Origin of the sequence: Sphingopyxis sp., from assembly GCF_016704835.1 — a bacterium.
In the GTDB taxonomy this organism is placed as follows: Bacteria; Pseudomonadota; Alphaproteobacteria; order Sphingomonadales; family Sphingomonadaceae; genus Sphingopyxis.
The window spans coordinates 135,640-155,540 of sequence record NZ_JADIZJ010000002.1 but is presented as its reverse complement, the minus strand read 5'-3'; the positions used below and the strand labels follow the sequence as shown (position 1 = coordinate 155,540).

General features: G+C 64.0%; 16 protein-coding genes and 1 pseudogene. 6 read left to right on the top strand and 11 right to left on the bottom strand.

The window, feature by feature from the left end:
- Positions 1–49: 49 nt before the first annotated feature.
- Genes IPF76_RS08495 through IPF76_RS08485 form a run of 3 tightly spaced genes read right to left on the bottom strand, consistent with a single transcriptional unit; the run spans position 50 to position 2,736 of the window.
- Positions 50–832 carry an SDR family NAD(P)-dependent oxidoreductase gene (locus IPF76_RS08495; RefSeq protein ID WP_293842431.1) on the bottom strand — a complete coding sequence of 261 codons (783 nt, stop codon included), beginning with the start codon at positions 830–832 and terminating at the stop codon, positions 50–52.
- A complete protein-coding gene (locus IPF76_RS08490) occupies positions 819–2,042 on the bottom strand; it encodes a zinc-dependent alcohol dehydrogenase (RefSeq protein WP_293842429.1) in 1,224 nt (407 codons plus the stop codon). The genes IPF76_RS08495 and IPF76_RS08490 overlap by 14 nt, the downstream gene beginning before the upstream one ends.
- A 10-nt stretch (positions 2,043–2,052) precedes the next feature.
- Positions 2,053–2,736, bottom strand: a complete 684-nt coding sequence (locus IPF76_RS08485; RefSeq protein ID WP_293842427.1) for an SRPBCC family protein — start codon at positions 2,734–2,736, stop codon at positions 2,053–2,055.
- A gap of 426 nt (positions 2,737–3,162) precedes the next feature.
- On the opposite strand from IPF76_RS08485, the gene IPF76_RS08480 reads away from it, so the two are divergent.
- Entirely contained in the window at positions 3,163–5,508 is a 2,346-nt protein-coding gene (locus IPF76_RS08480; protein WP_293842425.1) for a glycosyltransferase family 4 protein, read from the top strand.
- Here IPF76_RS08480 and IPF76_RS20750 read toward each other — a convergent pair.
- The 4 genes from IPF76_RS20750 to IPF76_RS08465 all read right to left on the bottom strand — a co-directional run bounded on the left by IPF76_RS20750 (position 5,406) and on the right by IPF76_RS08465 (position 7,472).
- The gene (locus IPF76_RS20750; RefSeq protein ID WP_366499362.1) at positions 5,406–6,128 is read right to left on the bottom strand and encodes a PRC-barrel domain-containing protein; all 723 of its coding nucleotides are present in this window, start codon (positions 6,126–6,128) and stop codon (positions 5,406–5,408) included. The genes IPF76_RS08480 and IPF76_RS20750 overlap by 103 nt on opposite strands.
- Positions 6,129–6,218: 90 nt before the next feature.
- Positions 6,219–6,398 (bottom strand): hypothetical protein, encoded by a 180-nt coding sequence (locus IPF76_RS20745; RefSeq protein ID WP_366499360.1) that lies wholly within the window; start codon positions 6,396–6,398, stop codon positions 6,219–6,221.
- A 133-nt stretch (positions 6,399–6,531) separates the two neighbouring features.
- Positions 6,532–6,726: a hypothetical protein gene (locus IPF76_RS08470; RefSeq protein WP_293842423.1), complete on the bottom strand. Its 195-nt coding sequence runs from the start codon at positions 6,724–6,726 to the stop codon at positions 6,532–6,534.
- Positions 6,723–7,472, bottom strand: coding sequence for a Crp/Fnr family transcriptional regulator (locus IPF76_RS08465; protein ID WP_293842421.1), 750 nt, complete (start codon positions 7,470–7,472; stop codon positions 6,723–6,725). The genes IPF76_RS08470 and IPF76_RS08465 overlap by 4 nt, the downstream gene beginning before the upstream one ends.
- Before the next feature lie 279 nt (positions 7,473–7,751).
- On the opposite strand from IPF76_RS08465, the pseudogene IPF76_RS08460 reads away from it, so the two are divergent.
- Positions 7,752–9,914: pseudogene (locus tag IPF76_RS08460) on the top strand (catalase); the annotation flags it as partial.
- A 293-nt stretch (positions 9,915–10,207) separates the two neighbouring features.
- Here the strand turns inward: IPF76_RS08460 and IPF76_RS08455 are convergent.
- The 3 genes from IPF76_RS08455 to IPF76_RS08445 form a co-directional block, all read right to left on the bottom strand.
- Positions 10,208–10,444: a hypothetical protein gene (locus IPF76_RS08455; protein ID WP_293842419.1), complete on the bottom strand. Its 237-nt coding sequence runs from the start codon at positions 10,442–10,444 to the stop codon at positions 10,208–10,210.
- A 354-nt stretch (positions 10,445–10,798) separates the two neighbouring features.
- Positions 10,799–13,411, bottom strand: a complete 2,613-nt coding sequence (locus IPF76_RS08450; protein ID WP_293842417.1) for a PAS domain S-box protein — start codon at positions 13,409–13,411, stop codon at positions 10,799–10,801.
- Positions 13,412–13,478: 67 nt separating this feature from the next.
- Positions 13,479–13,682 (bottom strand): hypothetical protein, encoded by a 204-nt coding sequence (locus tag IPF76_RS08445; protein ID WP_293842403.1) that lies wholly within the window; start codon positions 13,680–13,682, stop codon positions 13,479–13,481.
- A gap of 757 nt (positions 13,683–14,439) precedes the next feature.
- On the opposite strand from IPF76_RS08445, the gene paoA reads away from it, so the two are divergent.
- The 3 genes from paoA to paoC are packed head-to-tail and all read left to right on the top strand — an operon-like array spanning position 14,440 to position 18,242.
- Entirely contained in the window at positions 14,440–15,084 is a 645-nt protein-coding gene (gene paoA, locus IPF76_RS08440; protein ID WP_293842400.1) for an aldehyde dehydrogenase iron-sulfur subunit PaoA, read from the top strand.
- Complete coding sequence (locus IPF76_RS08435) at positions 15,081–16,031, top strand: xanthine dehydrogenase family protein subunit M (protein WP_293842397.1); 951 nt, start codon at positions 15,081–15,083, stop codon at positions 16,029–16,031. The genes paoA and IPF76_RS08435 overlap by 4 nt, the downstream gene beginning before the upstream one ends.
- A gap of 3 nt (positions 16,032–16,034) precedes the next feature.
- Positions 16,035–18,242, top strand: a complete 2,208-nt coding sequence (gene paoC, locus IPF76_RS08430; protein WP_293842394.1) for an aldehyde oxidoreductase molybdenum-binding subunit PaoC — start codon at positions 16,035–16,037, stop codon at positions 18,240–18,242.
- Positions 18,243–18,255: 13 nt separating this feature from the next.
- Here the strand turns inward: paoC and IPF76_RS08425 are convergent, their stop codons facing one another.
- Positions 18,256–18,822, bottom strand: a complete 567-nt coding sequence (locus tag IPF76_RS08425; RefSeq protein ID WP_293842391.1) for a nucleotidyltransferase family protein — start codon at positions 18,820–18,822, stop codon at positions 18,256–18,258.
- A gap of 3 nt (positions 18,823–18,825) precedes the next feature.
- On the opposite strand from IPF76_RS08425, the gene IPF76_RS08420 reads away from it, so the two are divergent.
- Positions 18,826–19,866 (top strand): XdhC family protein, encoded by a 1,041-nt coding sequence (locus IPF76_RS08420; RefSeq protein ID WP_366499416.1) that lies wholly within the window; start codon positions 18,826–18,828, stop codon positions 19,864–19,866.
- The last annotated feature ends 35 nt before the right edge of the window (positions 19,867–19,901 follow it).

The window sequence follows — 19,901 nt, the reverse complement described above, 5'->3', positions numbered from 1 at the left end:
GACGGCGATCGTAGGCAGCTTGGCAATGTTTACGACGAAAACCTTCCCGTCAGTGCTTACCGGCCGAGCCGGGTTCGGCTTGCTTGCGGTGCATCTCGGCGGTCGCCGCTTCGCTGAGGACGCCCGAAGCCAGCACCTGCGCCTTGTTCTTGAGGCCGTGGACGACCGAGTGCTCGCCGTTCTTCATTGCCACCCAACCGGTAACCGCAACATCGGCAGCATCGTCCTTCTTCGCCTGTCCCACCTTGGTATCGAGCATACCCGCGCGCGCGAAAAAATTCGTTTCCGTGGCGCCGGGCTTGAGGCACGTGATGGTCACGCCGCTATCCTTCAGCTCATTCCCGATCGCCGCGGCGAAGCTGTCGACGAACGCCTTTGTGCCATTGTAGACCGCCTGGAACGAGCCTGCGAGATGGCCCGCGATTGAGCCGGTAATCAGCACTTTGCCCTCGCCGCGCGTAACCATCTGCTTGAGCACCGGCTGAAGCAGTAGCAGGGTGCCTGTGATATTGGTGTCGATGACGTGGCGCCACTCGGCAACATCCTGGTTGAGAAAGCCGCGGCCGAGACCATGGCCCGCGTTGGCGACAAGCACATCAATCTGGCGTCCCGACGCGGCGGCGAGCAGTTTCTCGACGCCGGCGGGCGTGGCGAGGTCGGCCTCGACCGTCTGGACCTCGATGCCCTGGCCGCAAAGTCCCGCCGCGGCGTCGACGATGGGCTCGTCGGCCGCGACGACAAGGTCATAGCCATCGGCGGCGGCGAGCCTGGCGATTTCGCGGCCGATACCGCTCGAGGCGCCGGTGATGAGGGCGAGTTTACGCATCGGCATGTTCGCTCTCCTTCCGGGCCTGCACCGCGCCTTTCTCGAGCCCGGGCTTCAAAATGATCTTGGTGTAGTCGTTCTGCTCGCCGTGCCAGTGGCGGTACATCTCGGCGGCATCCTCGAGCGCGGCGTGATGCGAGACGAGCGAGGTCGTATCGAACTTGCCGTCCTGGATCATCTTCAGCAGCTCCCCGCTATATTTCTGGACCGGCGTCTGGCCGCTCTTAACGGTGAGCCCCTTCTCCATCAGCTGTCCCAACGGGAATTTGTCAGCGAAGCCCCCATAGACACCGGGGATCGAAACACGTCCGCCCTTGCGGCACGCAAGGATAGCCTGCCGCAGCGCATGCGGTCGCTCGGTAACCGAATAAATCTGGACTTTGACCTGATCGAGTATGTTGTCAGGGGTGAAGCCGTGGCTCTCCATGCCGACGCAGTCGATGCACGCGTCGGGCCCGATCCCTCCGGTCATCTCATTAAGCGCCTCGCGAACGTCGACCTGCGTGTAGTCAAGGATCTCGGCGCCGAGCTGCTTTGCAAGCCGCAGGCGCGCGGGGAAATGATCGATCGCGATCACGCGTCCGGCGCCTAGCAACAAGGCCGACTGGATCGTGAACAGTCCGACCGGTCCGCAGCCCCACACCGCGACGGTGTCGCCGGGCTCGATATCGGCGTTGACCGCGGCATGCCAGCCGGTCGGCAGAATGTCCGAGAGGAACAGGACATCGTCGTCAGGAAGGTCATCGGGGATGATGACCGGGCCGACGTCCGAATAGGGCACACGCACATATTCGGCCTGTCCGCCGGCATAGCCGCCGGTCAAATGCGCGTAGCCGAAGGCCGCGCCCATTGCATGCCCCATCAACAGCTCTGACGCATCGCGCGTCTCTGACGGGTTGCTGTTGTCGCAGGCGCTATATTGCTGCTTCTCGCAAAAGAAGCAGGAGCCGCAGCTGATCGTGAAGGGTACGACAACGCGCTGCCCTTGCTTGAGGGTCGATCCCGAACCGACCTCGACGACCTCGCCCATGAACTCATGACCGACAATATCGCCGGCGCGCATGCCAGGAATAAAGCCATCATAAAGGTGAAGGTCCGAACCGCAGATCGCGGTCGATGTAACACGAAGAATCGCATCGCGCGGATTGACGATCTCGGGATCGGGCACCGTCTCGACGCTGATCTTGTGGCGGCCTTGCCAGGTGACTGCTCGCATGAACTGGTCCTCAGATATGGGGTTCAACGGGGGATTCGGACTTTCGCGCCGATGGCGAGGCATTGCTCGTCACCTCGCCGGTCTCCATCAGCTGCTTGAAGCGGTGAAGATCGCGGCGCGCCTGCACCTCGGGTTCGCGCTGGAGCAGTTTTGCGCCGAGACGGCCAAGCTTGCCCCCGGGGGGATCGTAGGCGAGGATCAGGGTCACATAGGTGCCGCGCCCGGCGGGGGCATCGGCGAAGCGGACCTCGCCGCTATTCGCGATCTCGCTTTCGGCGTCGCTGTGCCAACTGATCGTCTCATTCTCGATGCTCTCGGTGATACTGTTGACCAGATGGACCTCGCGTCTCGCCGGGCCCTTAATGGTCCACCGCGCGGACCCGCCGCCCAGCGGCTCGACCGCGACAACATTTTCCATGAATTCGGGGAAGCGTTCGACCTTCCACGCCGCGAACACTTCCTCGCGGGGCCGATTGACCAGCACCGACTTGCCGAAGAGCGCACGCGCCGACCGCTTGTCGAGCGTCCAGTGGGGTGCGTCAGTGGCGATGCGTTCGGGCTCGGCCCCTCTTTTTTGCCGACGCCGCCAGAACGCGTAGCCCATTCCGGCAAAGGCCAAGCCCGCGCCGGCAACGGCTATTGCGAAGGGATCAGGCTTGCCTCTGCCGGCAAAACGGTCGGTGAACATACGCATAGACATCTCCTTGCCCGCCGATATCGACCAACGTGCATTTGTCGACGAGACGCCGGGAACGCCGGCACCTCGAGTGGGGTTGAGGATTTTCGTACAGCTGCGCAGCCGATGGCAAAGGGACGCACGCGCGGTCCAATAGTTCCGGCGGAAGCCGGGCAGTTGCCATCCATCGGCACCTTCGGCGGACGGGGCGCGCGCGAGTGGGACCGATTTTGCGGCATTTTTCCAGCTTCGTTAAAAATCGGCATAACCTGTGTTAATCGAAACGCATTCTCGCTTGTTGCACTGCAACCCGGAGCCGGGAGGCGCGTTGCTCCGGCATACGATCAAACTGACAGCTAGGCCGGTCGAACGCCCGGTTTCAGACCCGCGTGCCCACACGCGCGGCCGAAAGCGTGCACGTGGCATTTGACGATGAGGACGGATATGAAGCACGATAGCGATGACCGGTTTTTCCGCGATATTTCCCTCGACCATCATTCTTCCTCTCCGGTCTCCCTTCCTGCCGATAAGGTACCGCCGATCCGCCAGGCACACCGGCTCGCCCTCATCGGCTGTTTTCGACCGCGCCAATGCGGGATCGCGACCTTCACGGCCGACACTTACGATCATCTTCGCGCTGCGCGCTGCGATCTGGCGATCGACATCTATGCGATGCGCAGCCGCACCGATCCGGATATGGGCAGCGAGGTTTCGCTCGCGATTAACGAACAGGCGCCGGCAGATTATCGGGCCGCAGCCGAGGCGATCAACGCCAGCGGCGCACAAGCCATCTGGCTTCAACACGAATTCGGCATTTACGGCGGCGCCGCCGGCGAAATGATATTCGAACTGGTCGATCGTGTTGCTGCGCCGTTGATCGTAACGCTGCATACTGTTCTCGCCGCTCCCAGTGCGGATCAACGCCGCGTGATGGACCGGCTCGTTGCGCGCGCCAGCAAGCTTGTCGTCATGAGCGATTATGGTCGAGAAACCTTGCGCGACGTCTATGGCGCGAGCGCCGCTCAGATCGTCCATATCGAGCATGGGACGCCCGACCGGCCTTTTGTCGATATCGCGCCGCTCCGCGAGGCGCTCGGCATCGCCGATCGCCCCGTGATCTCGACGTTCGGCCTGATCGGGCCCGGCAAAGGCCTCGAAGCCGCAATCCGGGCGCTGCCCTTGATCGTCGCACAATATCCCGACGTCCTCTACCGGATCGTGGGCGCGACCCATCCCAATCTCGTTGCAGCCGAAGGCGAGGCCTATCGCGAAAGTCTGGAGCAGCTCGCGGAAAGCCTCGGCGTCGCGGGCAATGTCGCGTGGGAGAACCGCTTTCTCGACACCGAAGAACTGCTCGACCAGATCGAGCTTTGCGACATCTACCTCGCACCCTATCCCAATCTGCAACAGATCACGTCGGGCACGCTCGCCTATGCGGTGGCGCTCGGCCGCGCCGTAGTCTCGACGCCCTTTGTTCACGCTCGCGAACTGCTTGCCGACGATGTGGGCATCCTGCTCCCCGGAATCGACAGCGATGCGATCGCCGAAGCCGTGCTCCTGCTGCTCGCGGTTCCCGAAGAACGCCGTACATTGCAGCGGCGCGCCTATGCCCGGGGACGCCGCACCGCATGGAACGTGATCGCGCGCGCCTGCGCGACCTTGGTCGATGGTGTCGCCCTGCCCGAGCCCCCCGCGGGCACGCGCCGCATGCCCGCGATCGAGGGCGCCTGGGCGCTTTGCGACGATGTCGGCATGTTCCAGCACAGTATCCATCGCGTTCCTGATCGCCGCCACGGCTATTGCATCGACGACAACGCCCGCGCGTTGATGCTTGTGCACGGCTTGCCGGCGCGCGGGCAGGTCCTGGCGCAATCGCGCGCGCTTTCCTTCGCCAGCTTTATCCAACATGGCTGGAATCCCGATCGCCGCGTGTTTCGCAATTTCATGGGTTACGACCGCCGCTGGCTCGAGGATGAAGGCTCGGAGGACAGTAACGGGCGCACGCTCTGGGCGCTCGGTCATGCCGCAGCGCATGCCGCCTCGCCCGCGATGCGCGACTGGGCCGCGGACCTGTTCGATCTCGCCGCACCGATGGGCGAGCGGTTCAAGAGTCCGCGCGCGGTCGCCTTTGCGGTCCTCGGCGCCGATGCGCGGCTCGCGCATGAACCTGGCAACGCCCGGGCGCACGCGATCGTCGAGCGCGGCGGCGCGTTTTTGTGCGCGTTGTGGAAAGCTGCACGCCGGCCGGGCTGGGACTGGTTCGAAGCCGGGCTTTCCTACGATAATGCCCGCCTGGCAGAAGCGCTGATCCGCGCGGGGCAGCGGCTCCGCTCGCTCCCGCTCGAGGAAGCCGGTCTCGCCGCGCTCGACTGGCTCGCAGATTTCCAGACCGCTCGCGAGGGTCATTTTCGTCCGGTAGGGTCGGACAGCTTCGACCGGGCCGGGGAAAGCTTTCCGTTCGACCAGCAGCCGCTCGAAGCCTGGGCGACGATCGACGCCTGCGCAACGGCATTCGATGCGACGCGGAGCAAGGCATGGCGCGCCCATGCCGAGACCGCCTATGCCTGGTTTTTTGGCCGCAATGATCGCGCTATTGCTCTGGCAGACCCCAACTCCGGACGCTGCGTCGATGGCCTGACTCCACACGGGGTCAACAGCAACAGCGGCGCGGAATCGGTCCTCGCTTATCAGCTCGCTTCGCAGACGATGGCCGCGAAATTCTGGCGCGAAGCGATGCCCGAGGTTGGCGCGCGGAGTCTCTCCACCTCGGTGCCCGAGCTCGCCGGCTGAGCCATTTGCACGACGCGGTACAACCCGTGGTCCTTTGCGGTGGCGCCGGAACCCGCCTGTAGCCTGCGTCCCGCGGCGAGCACGCCAAGCAAGTCCTCGACATTGTCGACGATGCGAGCCTCTTCAACGGCACGCTGGCGCGGGTCGCGGGACGCGCCTTCGCCGACCCGCTCGTCGTCTGCTGATCGGGCCATGTCATCCCCGATGTGCCGGCCTTTCACATTGCCATCGACCGAGGCGCGCCGCTGGCGCGCGAAAACCGGCCCGTCCCCTTCGGCATTGCGCCGGATCGGCCCGGCACAGGTTTTGACTATATCAAGAGCGGCGCTGCGCTGCGTGAAGACAGCGTCGCCGTCGCGCGCTGGGGGGGGCGGTTCGCGGCCTGGCCATTGCCCCGGCTCAAGGATTTGGCGCTGCTCGAATTCTGCGCAAGTTTCGAGCACCACGAAGCCATCGGCGCGGCAATCGACTGCTGCCATGGGGACTGCTCTCAGCTTCTCATCGATACCGGCCATGCCGCCCGTTGCGACGACGACATAGCTGATATGACCGGCCCGGCATTCGATCAGCGCATCGACCGCGTGGCCCAGCGCCTCGCCCCGCACATCGATCACTTGCATGCCCGGCACGCCTGTCGCCGCGATCAGCGTCGGCGTCGCCGTTTTGCGGCTTGCCCGCGTCGCTGCCTGCGCGCCCTCTTCATAAGCTCGCTACCGCCCGAGCCAGCGCCAGATGCCGACGAGGTTCACCAAAGTCAAAAAAACATTTGTCGCAACGAGATGGGTTTGCCCCGACCAAAACCCGACGAGCGACCAGCAAATCGATCCGATGGTGAAGACGGCAAAGCCCCAGCCGGTGATGCGCGCACCAAGGTTGGAGGCGGTCATCATCGCGGCGATCATGGTCGCGATGGCGGCAATCAGACCCGCGCTGTCCTCCAGCGTACCTCTCCTTTACTGCGGCCCGCATGCGCGAGCCGGTGACCCACCCGCGAAAGCACCCGGCCGCGGCCCAACTCGAGGCTCAATCGCTGCCGGACGTCTGCTGTGTCGCCGCTACCGTAGCGGCATCGATCAGGCGCTGACCTGTCCGGGCGGCCGCGTCCGCCGTCATGGTCGCCGCGACGCCGTCGGGACCCTCGAGAAAGACAAGGCCACCCTCGGCGGTGGCGGTACCGGGTTCGGTCTCGGGCTGCGGCCCGGCGGTATCTGGCGTCATGATCGTGGCCTTTTTACGTTCGAGAGAAAATCGGGGATCGTTTCCATATAGAGATAGTCGGGATCGAACTGACCCCGTGCCGCGAGCGCCACGGGATCGGGAATCTCGACGAGCGAAGCGCGAAAGCTGCAGAGCCCTTTCTCGCGCAGCTGACGCATCACGCGGTTCACATGAACCGTCGTCAAGCCGCAGATCTCGCCGAGATCGGCCTGGGTGAGTGCGAGCGCGAAGCGACGGCCGTCGCTCAGTCCGGCGGAGAAGAGCCGCGCGTTGGTCTCGCACAAAAAGTGCGCGATGCGGCCGGTTGCGTCGAGACGCCCGAGTCTGAACAGCCAGGCGCGATGGATCGCCGCGTCCAGGAGAGTGGCAAACCACAGCTTGCGCGTGAGTTCAGGCATATCCTGGGTGATCGCTTCAAGCTGGGCATGTGAAATCGTCGCAACGGTTGCGGACGTCAGCGTCGCGACGTCATGCTCGAGGACCTTGAGCGGAAAGGCATGGAGGTCGAGAAAATCGCCCGGCAGGTGGATCGCGACGAGCTGGCGCAGGCCCTGGCGGTCGTCGAGATAGCGCGACATCACGCCTTCGATGAGCAACGTGCTTTGGTGGAGCGGCTCGCCGGCGCGCGCGATGATCTTGCGCGGCGCGAGGGTCTTCACTTCGCCGATCGCTCCTTCGATCCGTGCCCGCTCGTCGGCGGTCAGGCTCGCGCCGCGCTTGTCTCTCAAAAAGCGTTCGGTGAACATGAATGACGAACCTCAGGGTCTTGCGGGATGACTTGTCTTGTCTCCCAACGGTCGATGCGGCAGCGCGTTGCACGCAGCGACCCGCAATCGTGATGATGCAGATTAATTTCGCGTCAAACGGCGCAACTTGCAGGGCATCTGGTGGTTAAGCCTGTACCGCCGCCTCGTCGCTCGCTTGGAGCATCCCGGGGCGTCCTGCTTCCTCCAAATGATCGGCAAAAGTGCACCATGGCCAAAAAAACTTCTTCGAAAAACCCCTCCGGCCGGTCAGGGTCCACCATGACCCCGGCGGACATTGCGGGCGCCGACATCGGCGGCGAAAGCCCGCACAAAGCCCCGGCCATTCCCGGCGACGCCGCGATCAGCTTTGCGTTCGACGGGCCGTTGAGCGAAGGCGGCGAGACGCACCAGGTCGCCGAAGGCGATGTCGCGACGCTGACGACACAGCACGGCGCTCCGATCGCCGACGACCAGAATAGCTTGAAGCAGGGCGCGCGCGGCCCGACCTTGATCGAGGACTTCCACTTCCGCGAGAAGATTTTCCACTTCGACCATGAGCGTATTCCCGAGCGTGTCGTCCACGCGCGCGGTTATGGCGCGCACGGCTTTTTTGAACTCACCGACAGCCTGTCCGATGTCAGCCGCGCCGATGTTTTTCAGCGCGTAGGCGAACGCACCCCCGCCTTCGTGCGCTTTTCGACTGTCGCCGGTTCGAAGGGGAGCTTCGATCTCGCTCGCGATGTTCGCGGCTTCGCGGTCAAGCTCTACACGCAGGAGGGCAATTGGGATCTCGTCGGCAACAACATCCCCGTCTTCTTCATCCAGGACGCGATCAAATTCCCCGATCTCGTCCATTCGGTAAAAGCTGAACCCGACCGCGCCTTTCCGCAGGCAGCCTCGGCGCACGACAATTTTTGGGACTTCATCAGCCTGATGCCCGAGAGCTTCCACATGATCATGTGGACGATGTCCGACCGCGCGATCCCGCGCTCGTTCCGGACGATGGAAGGTTTCGGCGTCCACACCTTCCGCCTGCTCGACGCCAAGGGCAAGTCGACCTTTGTCAAATTCCATTGGAAGCCCAAGCAGGGGTTGCAGTCGGTGGTCTGGAACGAAGCGGTCAAGATCAATGGTGCCGATCCCGATTTCCACCGCCGCGACCTGTGGGATGCGATCAACAGTGGCGACTTTCCCGAGTGGGAGCTCGGCGTCCAGCTGTTTGACGATGATTTCGCTGACAGCTTCGACTTCGACGTGCTCGATGCGACCAAGCTGATCCCCGAAGAACTTGTCCCGATCCGTATTGTCGGCCGCCTCGTGCTCGACCGCGTGGTCGACAATTTCTTCGCCGAAACCGAGCAGGTCGCCTTCATGACCCAGAATGTGCCGCCGGGCATCGATTTCTCGAACGATCCGCTGCTCCAGGGCCGCAACTTCTCCTATCTCGATACGCAGATCAAACGTCTGGGGAGCACCAACTTCACCCATATCCCGATCAACGCGCCCAAGTGCCCGATGGCGCATTTCCAGCAGGACGGACATATGGCGATGCGCAATCCGGTTGGCCGCGTGAATTACGAGCCGAACAGCTGGGGCGCGGCGCAAGGCGGCCCGCGCGAGGATCCGGTGCGCGGCTTCCGGAGCTTCGAGGAAGAGGCCGACGGACCCAAGCAGCGGGTACGCTCGGAAAGCTTCGCCGATCATTATAGCCAGGCGCGGCAATTTTTCGTCAGCCAGACGCCGATCGAGCAGAAGCATATCGGCGACGCGCTTGTATTCGAGCTGTCGAAGGTCGAACGCCCCGACATCCGCTCGCGCACCGTTTCGCATCTGCGCAACATCGACGAGACGCTGGCCGCCACTGTCGCCGACGGTCTCGGCATGGACCTGCCCGACGCTGCGGTCTCGGCGCGCAAGCCGATTACCGATCTGCCCCCCTCGGATGCGCTCAGCATCCTCAAAAACGGCCCCGACAGCTTCAAGGGCCGCAAGCTCGGCATCCTGATGAGCGACGGCGCCAATCCGACGATCTTCAAGGCGCTCGTCAAGGCGCTCGATGCCGAAGGCGCCGTCTATGAGGTTGTCGCGCCCAAGATCGGCGGCGTGACGCTCGCCGACGGGACCAAGGTCGCAGCGCGCCACAAGATCGACGGCGGGCCTTCGGTACTCTTCGATGCCGTCGCGATCATCGTATCCGAGGAAGGCGCCGCAGAGCTGGCCGCCGACGCCGCGGCGAAGGACTTCGTGAGCGACGCGTTCGCCCATTGCAAGTTTATCGGCATGACCGCCGAAACTGCGGCGATTTTCGCGGCGGTCGGGCTGGCCGATGACCTCGACGACGCCTGCATGCTTCTTGAAAAGGCCGGCGATGCCGCGCCCTTCGTTGAAGCCGCGCGCGCGCTGCGCTTCTGGAGGCGGGAACTGCAAGTCGATCTCGACGCAGCTCCCGCACCCAAGGCAGGAGTTAGCGGCGAAGCGGCGGCTGCTGGGCCAGGTCGATTCCGATCGTGGTCACGGCGACGCCGCCCGCCCCCATCGCGTGACTGATCCGGTCGAGGCCGAGGATGACGTCGCCCGCCGCATAGAGTTCTGGCGCATCGGTGCGCTGATCGCCGTGAAGGCGTAGACAGGCTGCCGCGGTCACGGCGGCTCCAACCTCGGCCGCGAGCACCGAACAAATGGCCGAGCCCGGCGCGGGAAAGAGACAATCGAAACAAGCTGATCGGCCATCGGCCTCAAGCACAGTCGCCCTCGGCAAGCGCGCTCGCGGTGCAGTGCCCTCTCCGTGCCACACCGGCATCGCGCAACTTCGGGCGTTTCGCTTCCGAAAGCTCATCACGAGCCCCCGGCGACACCAGCGTGATATCGGCGGCAAAGCTTCGCAGAAAAACAGCTTCGTTGCAGCCGCGCTCGCGCGGGCCCAGAACCGCAATAGTTAGATCGGTCACCGCAGCCCGTCGCAGATCGGACATTAGCAAAGCCGCCGGTCGGCTAGCGCTTCGGCTTGCTCAGCTTTCCCGACCGCCGCCGAGCGCCTACGCGCAAGATATATTGCAGCGGTGAGGCCAGCGGGGCCGTGCCAACGACGAGACAGTAGATCTCGCTGGTGACTTCGGCGGTCGCGGAATCGATATCTGTTATGCGATCGATATCCACAGGCAATCCGCAAAGGCGGCGGCGTCCTTGGGGACGCTGCAAAGGCCGTAAAGTGGCGCTCGGGGGAGCTTCGCAAACGCCTCCGCCTCTCCGGGCTCGATCGGTTCGGCGGCCGGGATAAACAAGCGGCGGAACATACAGGATCGTCTCCCTGCCGCCGCACCCGTTCCTTACGCCGCCGCCTGCGCGACCGCGCGCTCAAGATCCTTCTGCCCGAAGGGCTTGCCGAGCCGCTGCAGGCCCTGCGTGACATCGGCCGGGGTCTCGCCATAGCCGGTGGCAAGAATGACCGGGAGCGCGGGGCGCTCGGCGCGCGCGGCGGCGATCAGCTCACTGCCCGTCATGCCGGGCATGGCCTGATCGGTGATGAGGATCGCGATATCGGGATGCGCGCGCAGCAGTTCCAACGCCTCCTCGCCCGATCCCGCTTCGATCACCTGATGGCCGAGATCCTCGAGCAGGGCCGCGGTGTTCATCAGAATGATTGCATCGTCGTCGACGACGAGGATGCGCCGGCATGCGGTGCTGGCCGCCTCGACGGGCTCGGTGTCGGGAACCGCCGCACCGGTTTGCGCATCGCTCAGGGGCAGCCAGATATGCGCGCTCGTGCCGCGCCCGACCTCGCTCTCCATCTGCAGCGCGCCGCCGAGCTGCTGGGCAAACCCATGGACCATCGACAGGCCGAGGCCGGTGCCCTTGCCGATACCCTTGGTGGTAAAAAAGGGGTCGGCGGCGCGGGCGAGCGTTGCGGCGTCCATGCCCGCGCCATTATCGGTGACCGACAGCCGCACATAACGGCCCGGCGCGAGGTCGGCGACCGCGCCGGGCCGGACATCCTGTTCTACGGCGCCGATCGCGATCGCGCCGCCGCCGGGCATCGCGTCGCGCGCGTTGACCGCGAGATTGAGGAGCGCCATTTCGAGCTGGTTGACGTCGGCCGCAACCGCCGCGAGCGCGGCAGGAAAGCGAGTTTCGATCACGAACGCGGGTCCGAGCGCACGTTGCAGCAGTTCCATCATGCCGCCGACGAGCTGGGCGAGGATCACCGCCTCGGTCGAGAGTTCCTGGCGCCGCGCGAAGGCAAGCATGCGCTGGGTCAGCGCGGCGCCGCGATCGGTCGCCTGGAGACAATTGTCGAGAAGCTTCGCCGCCTGCGGTTCGAGACCGGGGCGTTTGCGCAGCAGTTCGAGGCCACTGCGGATCGCCATCAAGAGATTGTTGAAGTCGTGCGCGATCCCGCCGGTAAGCTGGCCGATCGCCTCAAGCTTTTGCGACTGGAACAGGGCCTCGCGGGCGAGCTCAAGTTCCTGCTGCACTTCCTCGCGCTCCGACATATCGCGGGTGATCTTGGCAAAGCCGATGAGCGCGCCGTCGTCGCCATGGATCGCCTCGATCGCGACGCTCGCACGAAAGCGCGTTCCGTCCTTGCGGATCCGCCAGCCTTCGGCGCCGAAGCGGCCTTCGCGCCGCGCCGTCTCGAGCGCGCGCTGCGGCTCCAGCGCCGCGCGGTCGGCCTCCTCGTAGAAGGCGGAAAAGTGGTGCCCGATGATTTCGTCGGGACGATAGCCCTTGATCCGCTCGGCCCCCGCGTTCCAGCTCGAGACATGGCCTTCGCCGTCGAGCATATAGATCGCATAGTCGGTCACCCCCTGCACGAGCAGGCGGAACTGGGTCTGGCTGCGATCGAGCGCAGCGGTGCGGTCGGCAACGCGCATTTCGAGCGTCTCGTTGAGATCACGCAGCCGTTCGGCGGTCTTGCGCAGTTCCTCCTCGGTGCCGACGCGTTCGATATGCGCCCAGCTGCGATCGGCCACGTCGCGGATGAACGCGAGTTCATAATCGCTCCAGACATGCGGCTCGCGGTGATGGATCGCCATCAGCGCCGTGAGCCGCCCCTCCTTCACCAGGGGCATGCAGATCGTCGCGGCGATGCCGATGTCGCGAAAGGTCGCCGCCGCCGCCGCAGGAAGTTTGCTGCCATTATCGTGAATGACGAGCGGATCGCCCGCATTCAGATTGCGAACCGCCAGTTCGCCGAAAGCCGAGAGGCGGTAATGGCCAACGATCGATGCCGAACCTTCGGCCGCCCAGTCGCCGCGGATCGTGAAGCCGTCGCCATCCTCGTCCATGTCGGCATAGGCACAGATCGAGACGCCGAGTTCCTCGCCGACCATCCGCGTGGTGGTTGCCAATATCTCGTCGGCATCGGTGCTCAACATCGTTTGGCGGCCGAGGTCATCAAGGAAGCGCAGCCGCGCCTCGCTTTCACGCAGCGCTGCGGCGGCCCCGACCGCCTCGGTCGTCTCGACGACGACCGCGAGCACGCCTGCGGGCGCGCCATCGTCGCCGAACACCGGGGAATAGTCGAGGTTCATCCAGACATCCTCGAGGCCGCCGGTGCGGTCGAGCTGGAGCAGATGATCCTTGTAGGCGAGCGTGCCGCCGGCAAGCCCGACCTTCATGACATTGTCGTTGAAATCGGCGACCTCGGGCCAGGCTTCGCGAACAGGCAGTCCGAGGATGCGCGGATGGTTTTCGCCGGCAAACACCGAATAGCCGTCATTGTAGATCATCGTCCCGGGCTCGCCCCAGAGCATCACCATCGGCACGGGTGTATGGATGAGGAAGGCAACGATGGCGCGCAAGCTCGGCGACCAGTTGCCGATCGGCCCCAGCGCGGTCTCCGACCAGTCATAGGCATCGATCAGCCGGCCCATTTCCCCGTCGTGGCGGAGAAAGTCGCGGTCGCCGTCGCCGTTTCCGTTTCCCCAGGCGTTCCACATCCTTTTTGTCCCCTGCGTTTCTCGCCTGTCCTAACGACGGTCCCGCAAGACCGTTCCAGCCGGCTGTTCAGCTTTCGGAAATGGCCTTCTCGATCACGGCGAACATCGCGCGATCCTGTATGTCCGCGTCGCCCAGACCAGATTTTCCAGCGATTGCATCGATCTTCGTGCGGCCGCGCGTATCCACTTGCAAACGGGCTGCGTCGTCGAGGCCGCTCTCTCGTCTGCTTCGCAGGACGCCTCTCTCAATCCACTGCCGCGCCGCCATCATCCGAGCATAAAGCCTTCAGCGCCCGAGATCGCGCCGTCTAGGCCGCTCGCGGCATGTCCTAAAATGTCCCTGATAACGATTCCTTGGTCTGCCAGGCTAGGCATGGGGGCCCAAAACAGCCGATGCCACCCGGTCGGCCGAAATCGGATCGCAAAAACGTCGATGTCGCCGCGCACGTGCAGTTGCAGCCCACGTCGCGTCTGCGCCCGACCACTGCGGTTTGCGGGGCATGCGTCGATGGGTTGTTGCCAACGCTGATCCGGAAGCGTTCGCCAAGGTAGAATTCGATGAATCGGTCAGGCCGGGCTGCCAGCGGCGTCGCGACGCACACCCACGAAAGCGCGACGCGGCGCTGCCCGAATGAGCGGACAAACCGGTGGATCGCGGCATAAGAATACTGGCTGAGAAATTCCACCGGCGCGATTGCGAACCATTGGGACAGCGATGCAAGCCATCTGCGGGGACTGCGTTCCGACAGGCTCGCACAATGATCAATTCCGGAGACCGCCTGATTTGGCCGATCGCTTGCTGGCAGCTTTCTGCCACTTAGCACTTGAAGCGGACATCGACGCGGCCTGGACGATGAGGGGCTGCGCAACTTTGAACGGCAATCGAAGATATACCCTGCCGCGTGATGGCTTCTCAAATCAGTCAAAATTGTTCACGGACGGCAACGCATCGTCCCTCCAAGCATTGAAATGCCAAGGCTCCGCGGGGACTGCAGTCCGCGGACATTGAAGATGATCGGGGACATATCATGGCGACACCGGAAGAATTTCCCGTTTCCAGACGTGGACTTATCACAGGAGGTGCTGTGTCTGTTGCTGCGGTGTCCGTAGCGTCGCCTTCGACCGTGGTAGCCGTGCCCAACAAGGCGGCAGCTCGGCCACCGACGGCTCGTGTTGCCTTCAACGTCAACGGCACGGCGCACGACCTCGAACTCGATACGCGAACGACGCTCCTTGATGCGCTGCGCGAGCATCTTCGGCTGACTGGCACCAAAAAGGGCTGCGACCACGGGCAGTGCGGTGCCTGCACCGTCATCGTCGACGGACGGCGGATCAACAGCTGCCTGTCGCTTGCGGTGATGCACGACGGCGACATGATCACCACGATCGAGGGGCTGGGCCTGCCTGGCAATCTCCACCCGATGCAACAAGCATTCGTCGTGCACGACGGCTATCAGTGCGGCTATTGCACGCCGGGTCAGATCTGCTCGGCCGTCGCAGTGCTCGACGAGATCAAGGCCGGCATTCCGAGCCATGTCACTGCCGACCTCACCGGCGCGCCGACCGTCACACGGCCTGAACTGCGCGAACGGATGAGCGGCAACATCTGCCGCTGCGGCGCCTATTCAAACATCGTCGATGCCATCGTCGATGTCGCGGGAGGGAAAGCATGAAGAGCTTCACCTTCGAACGCGTCGACTCGCCTGCCGCGGCGACCATGGCTTTCACTCGAACGCCCGGAGCACGCTTCATTGCCGGCGGGACGAACCTGCTCGACCTGATGAAGCTCGAAATCGAAACTCCCGGTCACCTGATCGACGTCAGTCGGCTCGGTTTAGACAAGATCGAGCCGACCAGCGATGGCGGCGTTCGTATCGGCGCGATGGTCCGTAACACCGATCTCGCCGCCGACGCGCGCATCCGGCGCGACTATGGCCTCATCGCGCGCGCGCTTGTCGCGGGCGCATCAGGGCAGCTCCGCAACAAGGCGACGACCGCGGGCAATCTGCTCCAGCGCACGCGCTGTCCCTATTTCTACGATACCAACCAGCCGTGCAACAAACGCAAGCCCGGCAGCGGTTGTGCGGCGATTGCAGGGTTCAGCCGCAATCATGCGATCGTCGGTGCCAGTGATGCCTGTATCGCGACGCACCCCAGCGACATGGCGGTCGCAATGCAGGTGCTCGACGCGGCGGTTGAGACGGTCGATGCAGCAGGCGAGACCCGCAGCATTGGTCTGGCCGATCTCTACCGCGCACCCGGAAATACCCCGCAGCTCGAAACGGTGCTGGCACCGGGCGAGCTGATCACTGCGGTAACACTGCCGAAGCCGATCGGCGGCACGCATATTTATCACAAGGTCCGCGACCGCGCGTCCTACGCTTTTGCGCTGATCTCGGTCGGCGTGGTCGTCCAGCGCGACGGCAGTGGCCGGGTCGCGCTGGGCGGGGTCGGATACAAGCCGTGGCGCGCAAGGTCGGCCGATGCCGAGCTGCCGCGCGGGGCTAAAGCCGCGACCGCGGTGCTGCTCGCGGACGCGAAGGCGACCCATGAAAATGCATATAAGCTGCCTCTGGTCGAGCGCACGCTCGCCAGTGTGCTGGCACAAGCGAAAGGTTGAACCATGAAGTTCGACACGCCCGCAACCGACAACCCGATCGACCAGCTGAAAATCATCGGCAAACCCACCGATCGTGTAGATGGTCCGCTGAAGACCAGTGGCACCGCGCCCTATGCCTACGAGCGGCACGATGTCGTCCCGAATCAGGCCTATGGTTATGTCGTCGGTTCGGCAATCGCCAAAGGACAGATCGCCTCCATGGACTTGAAGGAGGCAAAGGCGGCGCCTGGCGTTCTCGCCGTCGTAACCGCCGCCAGCGCAGGAATGCTCGGCAAGGGCGATTTCAATACCGCAAAGCTGCTGGGCGGGCCCGAGATTCAGCACTATCATCAAGCGGTCGCACTGGTCGTCGCGGAAAGCTTCGAACAGGCGCGTTCCGCTGCCGCGCTTGTTCGCGTCCAATATACGCGCAGCAAAGGCAATTTCGATCTCGCCAAGTCGCTGGACGGCGCGATCAAGCCCCCCGCCTCCTTCGGCGCCGAAGCCGACAGCAGGTTCGGCGATTTCGATGCGGCGTTCGCCAGCGCGCCGGTCAAGCTCGATGCCCGTTACACCACCCCCGACCACAGCCATGCGATGATGGAACCGCATGCTTCGATCGCGAGCTGGGACGGCGACAAGCTAACGCTCTGGACATCGAACCAAATGATCGCCTGGTCGGTCGGTGACGTCGCAAAGACGCTGGGAATCCCCAAGGAAAAGGTCCGGCTCGTATCACCTTATATCGGGGGCGGTTTCGGCGGAAAATTGTTTGTGCGATCCGATGCCATCCTCGCAGCGCTCGGCGCGAAGGCAGCGGGGCGGCCGGTCAAAGTCGCGCTGCAACGGCCGCTGATTATCAACAATACGACGCACCGCCCCGCGACAATCCAGCGCATCCGGCTCGGTGCGACCACCGATGGCAAGCTCACCGCGATCGGCCATGAAAGCTGGTCGGGCGACCTCAAAGGCGGGGGTCCCGAAACTGCGGTCGGACAGACGCGGCTGCTCTATGCCGCGCCCAACCGCATGACCGCGATGCGCCTGGCTGTCCTGGACCTACCCGAAGGCAATGCGATGCGCGCGCCGGGCGAGGCCCCCGGGTTGATGGCGCTGGAAATCGCGATCGACGAGATGGCGGAAAAGCTGGGCATCGATCCAGTCGCTTTTCGCATCCTCAATGACACTCAAGTCGATCCCGAGAAGCCTGAACGGCCTTTCTCGCAGCGGCGCTTGAACGAATGCCTGACCATGGGCGCCGAAAAATTCGGCTGGAAAGACCGCAGTCCCAAACCAGGCCTGACGCGCGACGGCCGCTGGCTTGTCGGCACAGGCGTCGCCGCCGCGTTTCGGAACAATATCAACGAGAAATCGGCCGCGCGCGTGCGCCTCGACCGCAATGGCATGGTCATCGTCGAAACCGACATGACAGACATCGGCACCGGGAGCTACACGATCATCGCACAGACCGCCGCCGAGATGCTCGGCGTGCCCCTGACCCAGGTCGAGGTGCGCCTCGGGGACTCGCTTTTCCCGGTTTCCGCAGGCTCAGGCGGCCAATGGGGCGCTAACAGCTCGACCGCGGGCGTCTATGCCGCCTGTATGAAGCTGCGCACCGCGATTATTGATAAGCTGAGGTTCGATCCCGCCGATGCGGTGTTCGATAAGGGCAAGGTCCGCTCACGCGGTAAGAGCATCGCGCTCGCAAAGGCGGCTGCGAGCGGTGAGATCGTCGCCGAAGATCTGATGGAATATGGCGACCTCGGCCAGAAGTTCCAGCAGTCGACCTTCGGCGCGCACTTTGTCGAAGCCGCGGTCGATGCGGCGACCGGCGAAATCCGGATCCGGCGCATGCTCGCAGTCTGCGCGGCGGGTCGCATCCTCAATCCCAAAGCTGCCAGAAGCCAGGTCATCGGCGCGATGACGATGGGCGCCGGCGCCGCGTTGATGGAAGAGCTGGCGGTCGACAAGAGGTTCGGCTTTTTCGTCAACCACGACCTTGCGGGCTACGAAGTGCCCGTCCACGCCGACATCCCCTCGCAAGAGGTCATCTTCCTCGACGAGGTCGATCCGACCACGTCGCCGATGAAAGCAAAAGGCGTCGGCGAGCTTGGAATTTGCGGCGTCGCAGCCGCCGTCGCAAACGCGGTGTATCATGCGACCGGGATTCGCGTGCGCAACTACCCCGTCACGCTCGATAAGCTGATCGACAAGCTTCCGGACGTCGCATGATGATCGGCCGATCCTATCGGATATCCTCGGGCCGATCGATGTCGGCGAGCTCGTGCGGGTCGGCTGCGACGAGCGCGGCCCCGCGGATCAGGGCGCGCGCGCCCTGGTCGCCCTCGCCGTTGCGCAAATCTGCGAAAACAGTCTTGTCGAACACGGCGGGGGGCATGGCCACGCCTGCCCTGTCCGACGCTACGATCGGCGCAGTCGCTGGATCGAAAGCCGCGACCAGCGCAGCAAAATGGGCCGGGCTGACGAACGGCATATCGCCCAGTGCGACGAGCGCGGCCTTCGCACCGACTGTTTCTGCGCGCTCGATGCCCAATGCCAGCGACGAGGACAACCCGCGCGAGGGTTCAGGATTGACGACGACTTCAAAACCGAGTGCTTCCAATTCCCTGGCAAGCGAGCCTGCCTCGCGGCAGACAGCGATCCTCCATCCTGTCCCAAGTTCGGCCAACCGGTTCGCAGCGTGGAGCGCCATCGGCGCACCGCCCAGCGGCACGAGCAACTTGTCACTGCCGAAGCGTCCAGACTGCCCTGCTGCAAGCAAGAGCACGGCAACGTCGGCAGGATCGATCATCGAATGGACTCCGGCGGCGGCCCCATTGCCGCTCGGAAACGATGGTTGTCGAAAATGACAGGCCTCGCAAGCTCGCCGGAGGATATCCTCAGATTTCTGAGTGCCTGCGCGCAGGACGGGCGCGGAAGCGTCCTCGTGACGCTCGTTGGCATTTGCGGCGCTTCGCCTCGCGTGCTTGGTGCCCAGATGGCGGTCGCGTCGGACGGAGACTATATCGGATCGCTGTCGGGCGGCTGCATCGAAGCCGCTGTTGTGGAGGAAGCTCTGGTCGCACTAGCCAGCCGAAGTCCGCGGCAGGTGCGCTTTGGCGCAGGATCGCCCTATATCGATATTCGTTTGCCGTGCGGCGGCGGCATCGACCTCCTCTTCACACCAAGCCCAAATCCGGCAGCCATCGCGGAGGCCATTTCCCGTCTCGACCGCCGCGAACCGGTATCGCTCGAAATCACCGGTGGAGGCGTCCGCGCCGTCGAAGCACGCGGCCCGACAGGCTGGCGCGGCGACGCATTCGTGGTGACCTATCCCCCGCGGCTGCGGCTCATCATATTTGGACAAGGCGAGGAACTCACCGCCACGGCGCAACTTGCTCACGCATTCGGCGCTCAAACCGAGGCTTATTCGCCGTCAGCGCGGGATATTCGCACCCTGCGCGCCAAATCAATCGAGGCAACGCTTCTCGAATTCCGCGCGGCCCAGCCCGGACTTGCTTCCGACCCGTGGTCCGCGATTATATTTGTCTTTCACGATAGGGACTGGGAAGAGGCCCTGATCCCTTGGGCTCTTGCCCTACCCGCATTCTATATCGGGGCGCTTGGTAGTCGGCTTTCGCACAAAAAGCGCTGCGAGATGCTCACTGCATCGGGTGTTCTGGACGAGGCAATCCAGGCAATACGCTCACCTATCGGGCTTGTGCCTTCGACGCGAGACCCGTCTACGCTCGCGGCCTCAATCCTCGCCGAAATTGTTCAGGAATTCACGGTTGATGCAGCGCTGCCTCTTGTCGGTCTCGACGAAGAAGCAAACCAGTTGATAGGTCGCTTCTGACGACATTTGGCCGACTTTTTCAACCGCACCGACCG

Excerpts from the sequence above, each read along its gene's own strand:
- IPF76_RS08495 (WP_293842431.1), bottom strand. The coding sequence starts at position 832 with ATGCCGATGCGTAAACTCGCCCTCATCACCGGCGCCTCGAGCGGTATC.
- IPF76_RS08490 (WP_293842429.1), bottom strand. The coding sequence starts at position 2,042 with ATGCGAGCAGTCACCTGGCAAGGCCGCCACAAGATCAGCGTCGAGACG.
- IPF76_RS08485 (WP_293842427.1), bottom strand. The coding sequence starts at position 2,736 with ATGCGTATGTTCACCGACCGTTTTGCCGGCAGAGGCAAGCCTGATCCC.
- IPF76_RS08480 (WP_293842425.1), top strand. The coding sequence starts at position 3,163 with ATGAAGCACGATAGCGATGACCGGTTTTTCCGCGATATTTCCCTCGAC.
- IPF76_RS20750 (WP_366499362.1), bottom strand. The coding sequence starts at position 6,128 with ATGCAAGTGATCGATGTGCGGGGCGAGGCGCTGGGCCACGCGGTCGAT.
- IPF76_RS20745 (WP_366499360.1), bottom strand. The coding sequence starts at position 6,398 with ATGATGACCGCCTCCAACCTTGGTGCGCGCATCACCGGCTGGGGCTTT.
- IPF76_RS08470 (WP_293842423.1), bottom strand. The coding sequence starts at position 6,726 with ATGACGCCAGATACCGCCGGGCCGCAGCCCGAGACCGAACCCGGTACC.
- IPF76_RS08465 (WP_293842421.1), bottom strand. The coding sequence starts at position 7,472 with ATGTTCACCGAACGCTTTTTGAGAGACAAGCGCGGCGCGAGCCTGACC.
- IPF76_RS08455 (WP_293842419.1), bottom strand. The coding sequence starts at position 10,444 with ATGTCCGATCTGCGACGGGCTGCGGTGACCGATCTAACTATTGCGGTT.
- IPF76_RS08450 (WP_293842417.1), bottom strand. The coding sequence starts at position 13,411 with ATGTGGAACGCCTGGGGAAACGGAAACGGCGACGGCGACCGCGACTTT.
- IPF76_RS08445 (WP_293842403.1), bottom strand. The coding sequence starts at position 13,682 with ATGATGGCGGCGCGGCAGTGGATTGAGAGAGGCGTCCTGCGAAGCAGA.
- paoA (WP_293842400.1), top strand. The coding sequence starts at position 14,440 with ATGGCGACACCGGAAGAATTTCCCGTTTCCAGACGTGGACTTATCACA.
- IPF76_RS08435 (WP_293842397.1), top strand. The coding sequence starts at position 15,081 with ATGAAGAGCTTCACCTTCGAACGCGTCGACTCGCCTGCCGCGGCGACC.
- paoC (WP_293842394.1), top strand. The coding sequence starts at position 16,035 with ATGAAGTTCGACACGCCCGCAACCGACAACCCGATCGACCAGCTGAAA.
- IPF76_RS08425 (WP_293842391.1), bottom strand. The coding sequence starts at position 18,822 with ATGATCGATCCTGCCGACGTTGCCGTGCTCTTGCTTGCAGCAGGGCAG.
- IPF76_RS08420 (WP_366499416.1), top strand. The coding sequence starts at position 18,826 with ATGGACTCCGGCGGCGGCCCCATTGCCGCTCGGAAACGATGGTTGTCG.